Here is a 16,302-nt window from a genome sequence, read left to right on the forward strand (position 1 = left end):
GGCAGTGGCACGCCGGGCGATACCATTACCGTCTATGACGGCGATGATACGCTCGGGACAGCGCTGGTGGATCCCGACGGCAGCTGGCGCTTTACGCCAGCCGCGCCGCTGGAGGTGGGCGAGCACAGCTTTACGCTGACCGCCACCGATCCGGCAGGCAACGCCAGCGGTCCGTCTGCGCCTTTCGTCATCGACGTACAGACCGCCATACCGGCTACCCCAGTGCTGCTCAGCGTTGAAGATAACGTCGGCGCAGAGACCGGCCCGCTTGCCAGCGGCGATCTGAGCGATGACAACCTGCCAACGCTCACCGGCACCGCGCCGGTAAACAGCACCGTCACCATTTACAATGACGGCACGGCGATTGGCACCACGCTGGCGGACGACGCGGGGAACTGGCGCTTTACGCCGTCCACCCCGCTGGCAGACGGTCTGTATACGCTGACCGTCACCGCCACCGATGCCGCGGGTAACGTCAGCGCGGCCACCGCGCCGTTCTCCTTCACCATAGACGCCACCGCGCCTGCCGCGCCGACCATTAATGCGGTAGAAGATAACGTCGGGCCGTTCACCGCGCCGCTGACCAACGGCGGCTATACCGATGATACCCAGCCGCTGATCCGCGGCACGGCTGAAGCGGGTAGCACGGTGACGCTGTACGCCAACGACGAGCAAATCGGCACGGCGGACGTCGACGATGCCGGCAACTGGACCTTTACCCCGGCCACCCCGCTGGGCGAGGGAAATTATGTTCTGACCGTCAGCGCGACGGACGCGGCGGGCAACGCCAGCGGACGCTCTGCCTCGTTTACCCTTAACGTGGACCTGACCGCGCCGGATGCGCCGGACAACCTGACCACCCCTGGCGACGGCACCTCGGTGTCGGGCACGGCGGAGGCTGGCGCGACGGCCATTGTCAGCGATGCGCTGGGGAACGTGCTGGGCAGCGCGGTTATCGGCGAGGATCGCAACTTTACCGTCACCCTGACCCCGGCGCAGACCAGCGGCTCGCCGCTGACCGTCGTCGTTCAGGATGCGGCAGGCAATATCAGCGATCCAACCGTGTTCCCGGCCTCGAACTCGGGCCTGCCATCGGTGCCGGTGATCACCGCCATCGCCGATGATGTTGGTCCGCTGACGGGGAATCTGACCAACGGCCAGAGCACAGACGATAATCAGCTTTCGCTGAGTGGCACCGCCCAGCCGGACGTGCTGGTAACGATCATTGTCGATGGTGCAATCGTGGATACCGTGGAGGCCGATGCCGATGCCGGTGGCGCGTGGTCGTACAACCTGCCCGCAACGCTTGCCGACGGTCCGCATACCTTCGCGGTGAATGCCACCAACGCAAACGGTACGGGCGGCACCTCCTCGCCGGTCACGATTATCGTTGATACCGTCGCGCCGGAGGCACCGGTTATTACCGACGTCACCGACAATGTCGATGCGCTGACCGGCCCGCTGGTCAGCGGCCAGGTCACCAACGATGCGCAGCCTGGGCTGAGCGGTACGACGGAAGCCGGGGCGACGGTCACTATTTACGATAACGACGAACTGCTGGGCAGCGTCGTGGCGGATGCTGAGGGCAACTGGAGCTTTACCCCGGCCGCCGCGCTGAGCGAAGGCGAGCACGCGCTGACAGCCATCGCCACCGACGCGGCGGGCAATACCGGCCCGGCCTCGTCGCCGTTCACGGTGGTGGTGGATACCCTCGCGCCAGTACAACCCGTGCTGACCAGCGTGGTGGATAACGTCGGCACCGTTACCGGGCCACTCGTCTCCGGCCAGACGACCGACGACACCACGCCGACGCTCAACGGTACCGCTGAGGCTAACGCCACGGTGCTGATTTTTGACAACGGTGCACAGATTGGCAGCGCACAGGCCAGCGATAGCGGAGCCTGGACCTTTACCCCGACGACAGCCCTCGCCAGCGGGCCGCACAGCTTCACGCTGAGCGCGGTGGATGCCGCAGGCAATACCGGACCAGCCACGGCAGGATTTGATATCACCATCAATACCGCTGCGCCAGCCACGCCTGTCATCGCCAGCATTACCGATGATGTCGGTGCGATTACCGGTGCGCTGGCGCAGGACCAGGTCACCGATGACGCCCGGCCGCTCCTCAGCGGGACGGGCGTCACGGGCGCGACCGTGCAAATCCTCGATAACGGGGCATCGATCGGCACCGTGCTGGTCGATAATACGGGCGCATGGACCTTTACGCCTGACGCGCCGCTGGCAGACGGGGTACACCGATTTACCGCCACTGCCAGCGATGCGGCGGGCAACACCAGCGCCGCCTCCCCGGCCTTTAGCATTACGGTGGATACCACAGCCCCGGCCGCGCCGGGCATTGTCTCCGTCGTCGATGCGACCGGTCCGCTGACCGGGGCGCTGACATCGGGACAAACCACGGACGAAACGCGCCCGACGCTGAGCGGCAGCGCGGAAGCGGGTTCGACGCTGCAAGTGCTTGATAACGGCGTGGAAATCGGCGTCGTGACGGTGGGCGGCACCGGCAACTGGATCTTTACGCCGGATGAGCCGCTGGCGGAGGGTCCGCATGCCTTGACGGTAGTGGCGACCGACGCGGCAGGCAATACCGGCCCGGCGTCGGCGGCGTTTGATGTTATTGTAGACACTACCGCGCCGGTGGCCCCGGCTATCACCAGCATTACTGACGATGTCGGCAGCGTGACCGGTCCGCTGGCAGGCGGCCAGTCTACCGACGACACGCGGCCTTTGCTGCGCGGCACCAGCGAAGCGGGAGCCACGGTGCAGATCCTGGATAACGGCGTGGCTATCGGCTCGACGCAGGCGAATGAGGCTGGCGAATGGAGCTTCACCCCTGAAACCGCGCTTGCTAACGGCAGTCACGCTTTCACCGCTGTCGCCACCGATCCGGCAGGCAACAGCGGCCCGGCGTCCGATCCGTTTACCGTCGTTGTCGATACCGTGCTGCCCGCCGCGCCGGTTATCGCGCTGGCCACCGATAATATCGGTAGCGTCACCGGCCCCCTGACCAGCGGCCGTACCACCGATGACACCCAGCCTGCGTTCAGCGGCAGGGGCGAACCGGGTACCACGCTGCGGCTCTTTGACAATAACGTGGAAATTGGCGTGACCACGGTGGGAAATAATGGCAACTGGAGCCTTACGCCAGCGACGGCGCTTGCCAGCGGCCCGCATACCCTGACGGCATCGGTAACGGATGCGGCGGGCAATACCAGCCCGCTCTCCGGTCCATTCACGCTTACCGTCGATACTACCGCGCCGGACGCGCCGGTTATTGTCGCCGTTACGGATGACGTTGCGCCGGTAACCGGCGTGGTCGGCAATGGTTCCGCTACTAACGATGCCCGCCCGACGCTGAGCGGCACCGGCGAAGCGGGTGCCACGCTGCGTATTCTGGATAACGGCGTGCAGATCGGCACCGCGACGGTCGCGGCCGACGGCAACTGGTCGTTCACGCCGGGGGCTAACCTGGCGCAAGGGGCGCATAACCTGACCGCCACCGCCACCGACGCGGCGGGCAACACCAGTAGCGCCTCCGCAATTTATAACGTGGTGGTGGATACGATCGCCCCCGCCGCACCACAGGCGGCGATTAACGCTGACGGCAGCGTCATCAGCGGCACCGCTGAAGCGGGCAGCACCGTCACCGTTACGCTACCCGGCAACGTGCAGCTGACCACCACGGCTGGCGATAATGGCGCATGGAGCCTCACCCTGGACGATCGGCAGACCGAAGGCGAGACGATCTCCGTCACTGCCCGCGACGCGGCGGGCAACGTCTCCGCCGCCACGCCGCTGACCGCGCCGGTACTGCCGCTTTCAGCCAGCGATAACGTCGCGGAGCTGGATCTGACGACAGATGCCACCGTCACAAACGAGAACTACAGTGACTATGGCGTTCTGCTGGTCGGCGCGCTCGGCAACAGTGCGACGGTGATCGGCAACGACACGGCGCAGGTCACCTTTGACGTCGCCGAGGGCGGCAGCGCGGATATCAGCATTGATTCCGCCGCCACCGGGATCGTGCTGTCGCTGCTGAATACCCAGCAAATTGCCGTGCAGCGCCTCGACGCCGTCAGCAATGCGTGGGTGACGGTGGCGGACTCCTCGCAGCCGCAGTTTGCCGATCTGCTGACGCTGAACGGCAGCAGCGTCAACTTTAACCTCGACGGACTGACCGGCGGCACGTACCGCGTGCTGAGCTACAACTCCAGCCTGCTGGCGACCGGCTCCTTCACCAGCCTTAACGTCTCGGTGACGCAAACCAGCGCAGGCACGCTGAATGGTGAAACCACGCACGTTGGCAACGTGATCCAGGATATCGATCCGGTGAGCGGCGCTGACAGCGCGCCGAACGGCACGGTGGTCAGCCAGGTTACCAACGCCAGCGGCCAGACGGTGACGGTGGGCGCTGGCGGAGCGAGCATTGACGGTCTGTACGGGACGCTGACCATCAATCCGGACGGCAGCTACAGCTACGCGCTGACCAGCACCTCGCCGACGATCCTGGGACGTACGGAAAGCTTCACCTATACCATTACCCACGACGGCGTCAGCGACACGGCGCAGCTGGTGGTCGCCCTCGGCGAGGGTGCGGCGGGCAACGCCGTGACCGCCGTCGACAACACCGCGACGCTGAATTATGAAACCCAGGTCGAAGCCGTTGATAACGGTCCCTCTTCCCAGTCCAGCTTCTCGGTGGTGGGGATCGCGCTGGGTAATGTCCTCAACGCCAATATTCTGGATAACCTGACCAACCCGATCATCTTTGACGTTGAAGAAGGCTCCACCCGCACGTTGACCCTGCAATCCTCTGCAGGCGGCGTGGCGTTGCTCTCAACCTTCGATCTTTACGTCTACCGCTTTAACGACGCCATTCAGCAGTTTGAGCAGTACCGTGTCGAGCCCGGCTGGCTACAGGTGCCGCTGCTGGGCGGTCAGTCCAGCCAGCTCACCCTCACGCTGCCGGGCGGCGAGTACCTGTTCCTGTTGAATAACGCTTCCGGTGTAACCGCGCTGACGGGCTACACCCTGAATATTCTTCAGGATCATGTTTATAACGTGGAGAGCATCAGCGCCAGCACCGAGGGTAATGTGCTGGAGAATGACGTTGCCCCGGCGGGCACTGTCATTACGGAGGTAAATGGCGTCGCGGTGGGCGCACAAGGGGCGACCATCGAAGGCAGTTACGGCACCCTGACCATCGATCAGGCGGGGAACTACAGCTATACGCTGCGTAGCGGCCTCGGGGCTGACAGCATTAACGTACCGGATAGCTTTATCTATACCGTGAGCACGCCGGAGGGCGGCACCGACAGCGCATCGCTGAATATCACCGCCACGCCGCTGTCGGTGGATGCGGTGGATGATGTCAGCCCGCTGATGACCTTTAACACCGTGCAGGATACCACCGCCTTTACCGACAATGCGGTGGGCAGCGCCGGCTGGACCAGTTCGCTCTTCTCCCGCACCGGCGGAACCGGCAGCGGCGTCATCGAAGTGGCGGCGGGTACCGCGGTGAAAGAGGCGGTGCTGCACTTTACCGTCGCTTCCGGGCTGGCGCTGGGCGGGCTGACCGTTAACTGGACGCTGTCTGACGGCACCACCGTTCTGCGCAGCGGCTCTTTTAACGGCGGTGCGCTGCTCGGCAACAGCATTGCGGTAGATCTGGGCGGGCTGGAGCTGCATTCCGGCAACTATACGCTGAGCTATACCGGCAGTATCGGGGCGCTCTCGGTGGGAACCATTACCATCACCCCGAGCGTAACCGGCACCACCTACGATCTCGACAACTTCGAGACCAGCGGCGTGCATACCGTCAGCGGCAATATCTTTGACGGCAGCGACGCGGGCGGCGTGCTGGATCAGCTCTCTACCGTCGATACCCGCCTGACCATCACTGGCTATAACGGCAGCAGCACCACGCTGGATCCGTTTGCCAATAGCGGTGCCAGCGGCACCGTTCAGGGCCATTACGGCACGCTGGCGATCAATATTGACGGCTCGTACACCTACACGCTGACGCCGGGTATCGCCACCTCATCCATGACGACAAAGGAGACGTTCAATTACACCCTCAACGACCAGAACGGCCATACGGATAACGCCACGCTGACCATCGACATGGCACCGCAGTTTGTCAGCACCGCGCAAAGCGACACGATTATTGGTACCGCCTATGCCGACACGCTGATTTATCAGCTGCTCGACAGCACCAGCGCGACGGGCGGCAACGCCAGCGATAACTGGAGCAACTTTTCGCTGGCGCAGGGTGACAAAATCGATATCGGCGATCTGCTGGTGGGCTGGAATGGCGATCAGGCGGCGCTCGGCAGCTACCTGAACGTCACCACCAGCGGCAATAACACGGTGATAGCCATTGACCGGGACGGTGCCGGTACCACCTATCAGTCCACTAACCTGGTAACCCTGGAGAATGTACAGACCAACCTCGAAGAGCTGATCCAACAAAATCACATTATTAGTTGATGTACACAATAGCCCCGGACGATGTCGTCCGGGGCAGATAAGCAGTGACATTTTCTTAGGGATAACTTATGCGAAAACTACGGCCCGTTGTCGGGTGGCTGGTTAGCTGCCTGTGTCCGTTTCAGCTCTGCGCCGCCGGGGCGCACCCCACGATTGCTTCCGCAGATCTCGCCCAACAGCAGGCGTTGCCGTCACTGGATGGCGTAACGTCTCTGCCGCTGGAAACCGCCGCCCCGGGTCAGCTGACGCTGGAGAAAGCCGTCGACCGCGCGGTGGCCTGGCATCCGTCCATCGGCGAAGCGGTGGGTAAACTGGCCTCGCAAAACGACCAGGTGGATGTTGCCCGCGCTAAATATTACCCGCAGGTTAACGCGGGGATGAACAATGGTTATACCAATACCTACTCTGACAGCGGATTCAGTCCGTCGCTGGTGCTTTCCCTGTCCCAGATGCTCTACGATTTCGGTAAGGTCTCAAGCCAGGTCAGAGCAGAGCGTGCCGGGGTGGCGCAGGAGCAGGCCAACGTGCTGCTCAGCATTGATACCGTCGGGCACGATACCGCCACGGCGCTGGTGCAGGTGCAAACCTGGCAGCAGATGGTGGCGATTGCTGAAGAGCAGCTTGAGGCGCTAAACGCGGTCGGCCATCTGGCCCACCAGCGCAACGATGAAGGTGCCAGCTCGCTCTCCGACGTGGTGCAAACCGACGCGCGTATAGAAGGCGCACGGGCGCAGCTGGTGCAATATCAGGCCAGTCTTGAAAGCGCCCGGGCCACGCTGATGACCTGGCTGGGCTGGAATAATCTTAATGCCATCAGCAACGACTTTCCTGAGAAGCTGAATCGCAGCTGCGACGTGGCGCAGCCGGATGACCGTCTGGTGCCGTCGGTGCTGGCGGCCTGGGCGCAGGCGAATGTGGCGCAGGCCAATCTGGATTACGCCGATGCCCAGATGACTCCGACCATTTCGCTGGAGCCGGAAGTCAGACATTATCTCAATGATAAATATGCCAATAGCGCCGAGCTGGATCGCACCCAGTATTCCGCATGGGTACGGGTAGAGATGCCGATTTATCAGGGCGGCGGCCTGACCGCGCGGCGCAATGCCGCCAGCCACGCGGTTGAAACGGCGCAGTCCACCATCCAGCGCGTCCGTCTTCAGGTCCGCCAGAAGCTACTGGAAGCCCGCAGCGAGGCGCTAAACCTGGCGACCTCGCTTCAGGTGCAGGCCCGGCAACAGGCGCTGAGTGAGCGTACCCGGCAAATCTATCAGCAGCAGTATCTGGATTTAGGCTCACGCCCGCTGCTGGACGTGCTTAACGCCGAGCAGGAAGTTTATCAGGCGCGCTTTGCCCAACAGCAAACGCTCAACCAGCTCCATCAGCTTCAACTCAACTGCCTCTACAATACCGGCAAACTGCGTAGCGCATTTGGCCTGGAAAATCGTCGTATTCAGTCCGTGGAGATCCAGCCATGACACACGCTACCCTTCCTGACGATGAAGCGCTGAGCGGTCCGATGCTGGATCGCTGGGCGCTGGCGATAGGCGATGTGGCGGCGCACTACCGCATCTCCTGCTCGCCGGGCACGATCCAGGCTAACGCCCCGTGGTTTCAGGGCAAGCCGTGGCTGCCGGCGTTAACCCAGCTCGCGCGCCAGAGCGGGCTCTCTTTCCAGCCGCTAACCGACCCGCAGGCCGCGCTCTCCCGCTGGCAACTGCCGGTGGTTGCCGTACTGGCGAACGATCATCTGGCGGTGATTGAACAGTTCGACGGCGAGGACACGGTTGAGGTCTGCGTGATTGACAATACGCGCCAGCGTAATCGGGTGGCGCTCAGCGCACTGCTGGCGGACATCCGCTATGCGGTGGCGCTGCGCCCGCTTTCGGCGCTGAAGGACAGCCGGGTCGACGCCTATATTTCCCGCTTTCGTCCCGACTGGCTGAAAAGCCTGGTGATGAAAGATCTCAAACCCTACGGTCCGGTCATGCTGGCGGCACTGCTGATCAACGTTCTGTCACTGTCAGGCATTATCTTCTCAATGCAGGTCTACGACCGGGTGATCCCGGCGCAGTCGTGGCCGTCGCTGTATGTTCTTGCGCTCGGCGTGCTGATCGCGGTGATCTTCGGTTTTCTGCTGCGGATCGCCCGCGGCAATATTATGGATCTGCTGGGTAAACGGGCCGATATGCGCGTCTCCGACCGGGTATTCAGCCACGCGCTGCGCCTGCGCAACAGCGCCATTCCCCGCTCCACCGGCAGTTTTATTTCCCAGCTTCGCGAGCTGGAGCAGATCCGCGAGATGATCACCTCGTCCACCATGTCGACGGTGGTCGATCTGCCCTTCTTTCTGCTGTTTATGGTGGTGCTGGCGATTATCGCCCCGCCGCTGGCGTGGATCGCCCCGGTCGCCGCGCTATTAATGATCCTGCCTGGCCTGCTGCTGCAAAAAAAGCTGGCGGTACTGGCGAACCAGTCGGCTCACGAAGCCACGCTGCGCAATGCGGTACTGGTTGAGAGCGTACAGGGGCTGGAAGACATCAAACTGATGCAGGCCGAGAACCGCTTCTTGCAGCAGTGGAACCACTATATCCGCATTACCGCCGAATCCGGCCTGCGCACCCGCGAACTGTCTCAGGGGTTAATTAGCTGGGGGATCACCGTACAGAGCCTGGTGTACGCAGCGGTGGTGATGTTCGGCGCGCCGCTGGTGATTGAAGGCACGATGACCACTGGTGCGGTGGTGGCGGCGTCAATTCTGGCCTCGCGGATGATAGCGCCGATGGCGAACCTGTGTGGCGTGCTGGCCCGCTGGCAGCAGGTCAAAGCGGCTAAGGTGGGGCTGGACAGCATTATGCAACTGCCCACCGAGACGCAGCGCGATGACAGTCTGGTGCACCAGGAGATTTTCCACGGCCATTACCAGTTTGAGAATGCGCAGTTTCGCTACCACAACGACGATCAGAGCATTCCGCTACGCGTTAACCGACTGGAGATCCAGCCCGGCGAGCGGGTTGCCATTCTCGGGCGCAACGGGGCCGGGAAATCAACCCTGCTACAGGCGCTGGCGGGCGGAGTCGAGCTGGCGGGCGGTGAAGCGCGCCTCGACAGCCTGAGCCTGCCGCAGATCGACATGGCCGACCTGCGGCGCAATATCGGTTTTCTCAGCCAGAACGCCCGCCTGTTTTACGGCACCCTGCGCGAGAACCTGACCCTGGGCGCGCCGCACGCCAGCGATGAGGAGATTTTCAACGTGCTGGAGATCAGCGGCGCGGCGCGCTTTGTCAAAACCCAGCCTAAAGGGCTGGATCACCCGATTATGGAGGGCGGCACCGGGCTTTCCGGCGGTCAGCGTCAGTCTATTCTGCTGGCGCGCATGCTGCTGCGCTCGCCGAACATTGTGCTGCTCGATGAACCCACCGCTTCGCTGGATGAACACACCGAGCGGGAGTTTATCCAGCGGCTCGGCCAGTGGCTCGGCAACCGCACGCTGATCGTCGCCACCCACCGCGTGCCGGTGCTCGACCTGGTGGAACGGGTGGTGGTGCTGAAAGAGGGGCAGCTGGTGATGGACGCGCCGAAAACGCAGGCGTTAAACCAGAGTCGTAAAGCCACGCCGGTTAACGGACGGGAGGATAACAATGAAAACCAGTCAGCGTGATGCGCCGTTCAACGACCTGGATCTTAGCCGCGAGAACGCCTTTTCCGGATCGACGCGCATTATTGTCCTCTGCACCCTGCTGTTTGTCCTGATCGGGATCTGGGCATGGTTCGGCGTGCTGGATGAGGTATCCACCGGCACCGGTAAAGTGGTTCCCAGCTCGCGCGAGCAGCTTTTACAGTCGCTCGACGGCGGCGTGCTGGCCGAATTAACGGTGCGGGAAGGTGACCAGGTGCAGGCGGGCCAGGTGGTCGCGCGTCTCGACCCCACCCGTTCCGAGTCCAACGTCGGCGAGAGCGCGGCGCGCTACCGGGCCTCTCTCGCCTCCAGCGCGCGGCTTTACGCTGAAGTCAGCGATAAACCGCTGCTCTTTCCCGATTCGCTGAAAGCCTGGCCGGATCTTATCGCCGCGGAGACCCGACTCTATAATTCCCGCCGCGCACAGCTTACCGATGCCCAGACAGAGTTAAAAGAGGCGCTGACCTCGGTCAATAAAGAGCTGGCAATCACTCAGCGGCTGGAGAAAAGCGGCGCGGCCAGCCACGTCGAAGTGCTGCGACTGCAACGGCAAAAAAGCGATCTGGGGCTTAAGCTCAGCGACTTGCGTTCGCAGTATTACGTTCAGGCGCGCGAGGCGTTATCGAAAGCTAACGCCGAGGTCGAAATGCTCTCGGCGATTATTAAAGGCCGGGAAGATTCGGTGACGCGCCTGACGGTGCGCTCGCCGGTGCGCGGCATTGTGAAAAATATTCAGGTGACCACCATCGGCGGCGTAATCCCGCCCAACGGGGAGATGATGGAGATTGTGCCGATTGACGATCGGTTACTCATCGAAGCCCGACTGTCACCGCGCGACATCGCCTTTATTCATCCTGGTCAGCGCGCGCTGGTCAAAATCACCGCCTACGATTACGCCATTTACGGCGGGATGGAGGGCGAAGTTGAAACCATTTCGCCGGATACGATTCAGGATAAGGTCAAGCCGGAGATCTTCTATTACCGGGTGTTTATTCGCACCCATCAGGATTTTCTGGTTAATAAAGCGGGACGCCGTTTTTCTATCGCGCCAGGGATGATTGCGACGGTCGATATTAAAACCGGGGAGAAGACGATTGTCGATTACCTGATAAAACCGTTTAACCGCGCTAAAGAGGCGTTGCGGGAGCGGTAGAAAGGGGGGTGTGAAACGAGGCGTTTACCTTCTCAGGTGGAGCCCTGATTACGCCCGGCAATCACCTGCTGCCGGGTACCCCTGTCCGTCACGATAACCTCTTTCTCATTTTCCGGCGTCAGCATTACTGAACACATCAGGAGCAAATGTTATAAATCTGTAACACAGATTTCCTAGTATGGCCTGCAACTTTTGTCCCTCTGGCAAACTGACAGGAAGCCGCGATGAGCAGACCATTACACTCCGTATTTAAAAAAGAACACAGCGAAGATATCAGTAATCCCAGCGCTAACCCGGTATTCTCCGAGGTGGCGGATGTCTTCCTTTCCCGCCGTCGCTTTTTACAGGCGGGCGCCATCGCCGGTGCCGCCGTCTCTTTCCCCGCGCTGATGCGCTCAGAAAGCGCCTTCGCCGCGCTGACCCGCCCTTCCCCGCTGGCAAAAGCCGTCGCGCTGGGGTTTACCAGTATTCCGCTCTCGACCGACGATACCGTGATCGTGCCGGAAGGCTATATTGCGCGCCCGTTTTACCGCTGGGGTGACGCGGTGGGTCTGAAGGGTAACCTGCCTGAATTTAAAATGGACGGCAGCAATACCACGGAAGAGCAGGCCGCGCAGGCGGGGATGCACCATGACGGCATGGCCTGGTTTAGCCTGCCGCAGGGCGAAGATAATCCGTCGCATGGCCTGCTGGCGATGAACCATGAATATATTGATAACGGGATGCTGTTCAAAGACGGCGTTGCCAACTGGAGCCATGAAAAAGCCCTCAAGGGGCAGAATGCGATGGGCGTGTCGGTCATTGAAGTGAAAAAGAGCGGAAACGACTGGCAGGTCGTGCGTCCTTCAACGTATGCGCGACGGATCACCGTTAATACGCCGATGCAGCTCACCGGCCCGGCGCGTCAGCAGGATCTGATGAAAACCGCCGCCGATCCGCAGGGTGAAGTGGTGCTGGGCACCATGCAGAACTGCGCGAACGGGTTTACGCCGTGGGGCACCTATCTCACCTGCGAAGAAAACTGGTCCGATATTTTCGTGAAGAAAGCACAACGTAATGCGCTGGAGAAGCGCTACGGCATCAGCGACACCGACGCCTCCTACCGCTGGAATGAAGTCGACGATCGTTTTAACGTCGATAAAACGCCCAATGAGCCGAATCGCTTTGGCTGGGTCGTTGAGATCGACCCTTACAATCCCTCCTCCACTCCGCGCAAACATACCGCGCTGGGACGCTTCAAACATGAGGGCGCGGCAGTAACCCTGGCACCGGATAACCGTGTGGTTGTCTATATGGGCGACGATCAGAAATTCGAATATATCTATAAATTTATTTCCGATAAGAAATACGATTCGGCAAACCGCGAGGCGGGAATGCAGCTGCTGGAGTCCGGCACCTTGTACGTGGCTAAATTCAACGACGACGGCAGCGGCGACTGGCTGCCGCTGGTCTTCGGCGAGAACGGGCTGGATAAGAGCAACGGCTTTGAAAACCAGGGCGATTTGCTGATCAAAACCCGTCTGGCGGCGGATACGGTCGGCGCAACCAAAATGGACAGGCCGGAGTGGATTGCCGTAGATCCGCATAGCATGGGCAGCGTCTACTGTACGCTGACCAATAACAGCGATCGTGGTATGGAGGGCAAAGCGCCGGTGGATGCAGCGAACCCGCGCGCCGCCAACCTGTTCGGTCATATCATGCACTGGAACGAAGAGAACGGCGATCCGGCGGCCACAGGCTTTAAATGGGATATCCTGGTGCTGGCGGGACGCACGGATGATAAGGATGCGAAAGCCAAAGGGTCGATGCAGGGCGCGGAGTTCGGCAGCCCGGACGGCTTGTCATTCGACCATCGCGGCGTGCTGTGGATCCAGACTGACGTCTCCTCCAGCACCATTAACCAGAAAGATTATGCCGGAATGGGCAATAACCAGATGGTCGCGACGATTCCGGGCACCAACGAATATCGTCGCTTCCTCACCGGGCCACGCGGCTGCGAGATCACCGGCATCGCCTTTACGCCGGATAACCGCACGCTGTTTATCAATATTCAGCATCCCGGCGAAGGTGGTGACGATGTGACCGATCCGGCGAATCCCCGCGCGGTGTCTAACTGGCCGGATGCCAATCCCAGTGGACGTCCGCGCTCGTCAACGGTGGTGATTACCAAAGCCGATGGCGGAATGATCGGCCTGTAACTCCTCACCGCGCCCCGGGCATCCTGATCCGATAGCCGCCCGGGGCGTTTACCCTGCCGTACCGCCAGATATTCTCCTGCCGTACCCTTTTCCCTGCTGCTAACGAAATGACATTTACCGTTTACATTGTAAATTGTTATGTTATAACATTGCAATTCGTAAGTAACGGTATGGGATCACGTCTGGAATGAAGAGCGATGCAGTAGAGCTGGTAAATCTGACGCTGGGCTATAACGGTTTTCCGGTCATACACAACGTCTCCGGCTCGGTGCGCAAAGGGTCGCTTACCGCGGTGGTTGGTCCTAACGGTTCGGGTAAATCAACGCTGCTTAAAGGGATCGCGGGCATTTTGTCGCCCTCTGACGGTGAATGCATTATTCATCCCCCGACGCGAATCGCCTATTTGCCGCAGCTATCGGAACTGGACCGCAGCTTTCCGGCCTGCGTGCAGGATATTGTTTCGCTCGGCCTGTGGCCCGGGCGAGGCCCGTTTCGCCGTCATCGCCGGCAGGATCGTCAACGCCTCTCGGATGCGCTGGCGGAGGTCGGAATGACCGGTTTTGAAAACCAGCCGCTTGCGGCGTTATCCGGCGGGCAGCTTCAGCGGGCGCTTTTTGCCCGGGTCATTCTCCAGGATGCGGATCTTATTCTTCTCGATGAACCCTTCAACGCCATTGATGTGAAGACCACGCGCGACATGCTGGCGCTGATCAAACGCTGGCACGCCCAGGCACGCACCGTGGTGGTGGTGATCCACGATATGCGCCTGGTTGGCGAGCACTTTCCAGAGACCCTGATGATAAACGGCAGGGTTGTGGCCTGGGGCGAGACGCTGGCGGTGCTTAAACAAGGGACAGAGTATGACCACGCAGATAAGGAACGAATTGAATGACGGGATGGCTTTATGAAGGGTTTATTGCTCCCTTTACGACGTTTGGCTTTATGCGCAATGCGCTTTATGGCTCCGTGCTGCTTTCATTAAGCGCCTGCCCGGTGGGCGTATTTTTAACCCTGCGCCGCATGAGCCTGATGGGTGACGCCATGTCTCACGCCATTCTTCCCGGCGCAGCGATGGGTTTTCTGCTGTACGGCCTGGATATTTTGCCGATGACCCTCGGCGGTCTTCTCGCTGGCCTGCTGGTGGTGCTCAGCGCTGGCGCAGTTTCGCGTTTAACCATCCAGAAAGAAGATGCCTCTATGGCCGCTTTTTATTTGATCGCGCTGGCGCTTGGTGTGCTGATTATTTCGTTACGGGGCTCCAGCGTCGATTTAATGCACGTGCTTTTCGGCACCGTACTGGCGTTAAATCACGAGGCGCTGCTGTTAATTGCCACGGTGGCATTTGCGACGCTACTTCTCTTTTTTATCTTCTGGCGGGTAATTATTGCCGAATGCCTTGACCCGCTGTTTCTGCGTTCTGTTTCAGGCTTAGGTTCGCCGGTGCATTTTATTTTCCTGGCGCTGGTGGTGCTAAACCTGGTGGCGGGTTTTCAGGCGCTCGGCACATTATTGTCGGTAGGGATAATGATATTACCCGCGGTGACCGCCCGCTTTTGGGCAAAGCGCGTCGCCTCCATGTGCATGCTGTCAGCATTACTGGGAATACTCTCCAGCCTGGCTGGCCTGCTGCTCTCGTTTCATTTCTCCCTGCCCTCCGGGCCGGCGATTATATTGTCGGGAGGCGTTTTTTATCTTTTTTCAGCGATGAGCGTCATGCTGCGCAAGCGCTAAATGTATTCCACCCCTCATTACATTAGCCATGATTAAAAATACAAGGAGAACCTGCCAATGAAAATGGCAAAAAAACTATCATTTAATCAGTACGTCCCGCTGTTATTTCTGTTATTTACCTCGTGGCAGGTCAGCGCAAAAATTAACGTTATTGCCAGTTTTTCGATTATTGGCGATATGGCGAAAAATATTGGTCAGGATCGTATTATATTGCGCACTATTGTGGGACCCAACGGCGATGCACATGTGTACGAACCGTCTCCGGCCGACGCGATTGCGATGGCTAAAGCCGATGTGATTTTGATTAATGGATTACAGTTTGAAGGCTTTATTAAGAGATTGATCGCGGCAAGTGAAACATCCGCGCCGGTAACAGAGACCACGAAAGATGCGCATATTATTCGCGATCCGGCGGGCGGCCATTATCACTTTTATGAGGGTAAAGCAGTATTTCACGCGGCACCTTTTGATCCACACGCATGGCAATCCATCGCCAATGCCAACATTTATGTGAAAAACATTGCCGATGCGTTTTGCGCCGCCGATCGGCCCGGCTGCACGTTTTATCAGGACAACGCCCGCGCCTATACCCGTAAGCTGAACGCACTACAGCAAAAAATAAAGACAACGATGGCCGCCATTCCCGAAAACAAACGCACCGTGGTCGTGGGACATAATGCGTTCCGCTACTTTGAAGAAGATTACGGTATTCATTTCCTTTCACCACAGGGGATCTCGACCGAGGCGGAAGCCTCCGCTGCTGACGTTGCCGGTATTTTAAAAGAGATTAAGCAAAATAAAGCATCGGCAGTATTTGCAGAGAATATTTCTAACCCTCGTCTGGTGGCACAAATTGCGGCTGAAGCCGGTCTCAGCGTCGCCGGAACGCTCTATTCCGATGCCTTATCCGATCCCGCCGGTCCCGCCTCCACCTATCTCGCCATGATGGAGCATAACGTTACAACCCTTACCACCGCCGTGAATAACGGAAAACCACGCCGGTAATTATTCCCCCGCATAACTGACATACTGGAGAT

8 protein-coding genes are annotated in these 16,302 nt (G+C 60.1%); all 8 read left to right on the forward strand.

Annotation, left to right across the window (positions count from 1 at the left end; all coding sequences use genetic code 11):
- Window positions 1-24: 24 nt before the first annotated feature.
- A complete protein-coding gene (locus P0H77_RS16535; RefSeq protein WP_276165162.1) occupies window positions 25-6,507 on the forward strand; it encodes a BapA/Bap/LapF family large adhesin in 6,483 nt (2,160 codons plus the stop codon).
- A gap of 68 nt (window positions 6,508-6,575) precedes the next feature.
- Window positions 6,576-7,982 (forward strand): TolC family outer membrane protein, encoded by a 1,407-nt coding sequence (locus P0H77_RS16540; RefSeq protein WP_276158268.1) that lies wholly within the window; start codon window positions 6,576-6,578, stop codon window positions 7,980-7,982.
- Entirely contained in the window at window positions 7,979-10,165 is a 2,187-nt protein-coding gene (locus P0H77_RS16545) for a type I secretion system permease/ATPase (protein WP_276158270.1), read from the forward strand. The genes P0H77_RS16540 and P0H77_RS16545 overlap by 4 nt, the downstream gene beginning before the upstream one ends.
- Window positions 10,146-11,336 carry an HlyD family efflux transporter periplasmic adaptor subunit gene (locus tag P0H77_RS16550; RefSeq protein ID WP_276158272.1) on the forward strand — a complete coding sequence of 397 codons (1,191 nt, stop codon included), beginning with the start codon at window positions 10,146-10,148 and terminating at the stop codon, window positions 11,334-11,336. The genes P0H77_RS16545 and P0H77_RS16550 overlap by 20 nt, the downstream gene beginning before the upstream one ends.
- A 224-nt stretch (window positions 11,337-11,560) precedes the next feature.
- Window positions 11,561-13,534, forward strand: a complete 1,974-nt coding sequence (locus tag P0H77_RS16555; protein WP_276158274.1) for a PhoX family phosphatase — start codon at window positions 11,561-11,563, stop codon at window positions 13,532-13,534.
- Window positions 13,535-13,721: 187 nt separating this feature from the next.
- Window positions 13,722-14,426, forward strand: a complete 705-nt coding sequence (gene aztA, locus P0H77_RS16560; protein WP_276158276.1) for a zinc ABC transporter ATP-binding protein AztA — start codon at window positions 13,722-13,724, stop codon at window positions 14,424-14,426.
- Window positions 14,423-15,265 carry a zinc ABC transporter permease AztB gene (gene aztB / locus P0H77_RS16565; RefSeq protein WP_276158278.1) on the forward strand — a complete coding sequence of 281 codons (843 nt, stop codon included), beginning with the start codon at window positions 14,423-14,425 and terminating at the stop codon, window positions 15,263-15,265. Before aztA ends, aztB begins: the two co-directional genes overlap by 4 nt.
- 57 nt (window positions 15,266-15,322) lie before the next feature.
- Complete coding sequence (aztC, locus tag P0H77_RS16570) at window positions 15,323-16,270, forward strand: zinc ABC transporter substrate-binding protein AztC (protein WP_276158279.1); 948 nt, start codon at window positions 15,323-15,325, stop codon at window positions 16,268-16,270.
- The last annotated feature ends 32 nt before the right edge of the window (window positions 16,271-16,302 follow it).

The sequence above is a fragment of the Superficieibacter sp. HKU1 genome (genome assembly GCF_029319185.1).
In the GTDB taxonomy this organism is placed as follows: Bacteria; Pseudomonadota; Gammaproteobacteria; order Enterobacterales; family Enterobacteriaceae; genus Superficieibacter.

Coding starts and splice junctions, on each gene's coding strand:
- aztA (WP_276158276.1), top strand. CDS start 13,722: ATGAAGAGCGATGCAGTAGAGCTGGTAAATCTGACGCTGGGCTATAAC.
- P0H77_RS16550 (WP_276158272.1), top strand. CDS start 10,146: ATGAAAACCAGTCAGCGTGATGCGCCGTTCAACGACCTGGATCTTAGC.
- aztB (WP_276158278.1), top strand. CDS start 14,423: ATGACGGGATGGCTTTATGAAGGGTTTATTGCTCCCTTTACGACGTTT.
- aztC (WP_276158279.1), top strand. CDS start 15,323: ATGAAAATGGCAAAAAAACTATCATTTAATCAGTACGTCCCGCTGTTA.
- P0H77_RS16545 (WP_276158270.1), top strand. CDS start 7,979: ATGACACACGCTACCCTTCCTGACGATGAAGCGCTGAGCGGTCCGATG.
- P0H77_RS16540 (WP_276158268.1), top strand. CDS start 6,576: ATGCGAAAACTACGGCCCGTTGTCGGGTGGCTGGTTAGCTGCCTGTGT.
- P0H77_RS16555 (WP_276158274.1), top strand. CDS start 11,561: ATGAGCAGACCATTACACTCCGTATTTAAAAAAGAACACAGCGAAGAT.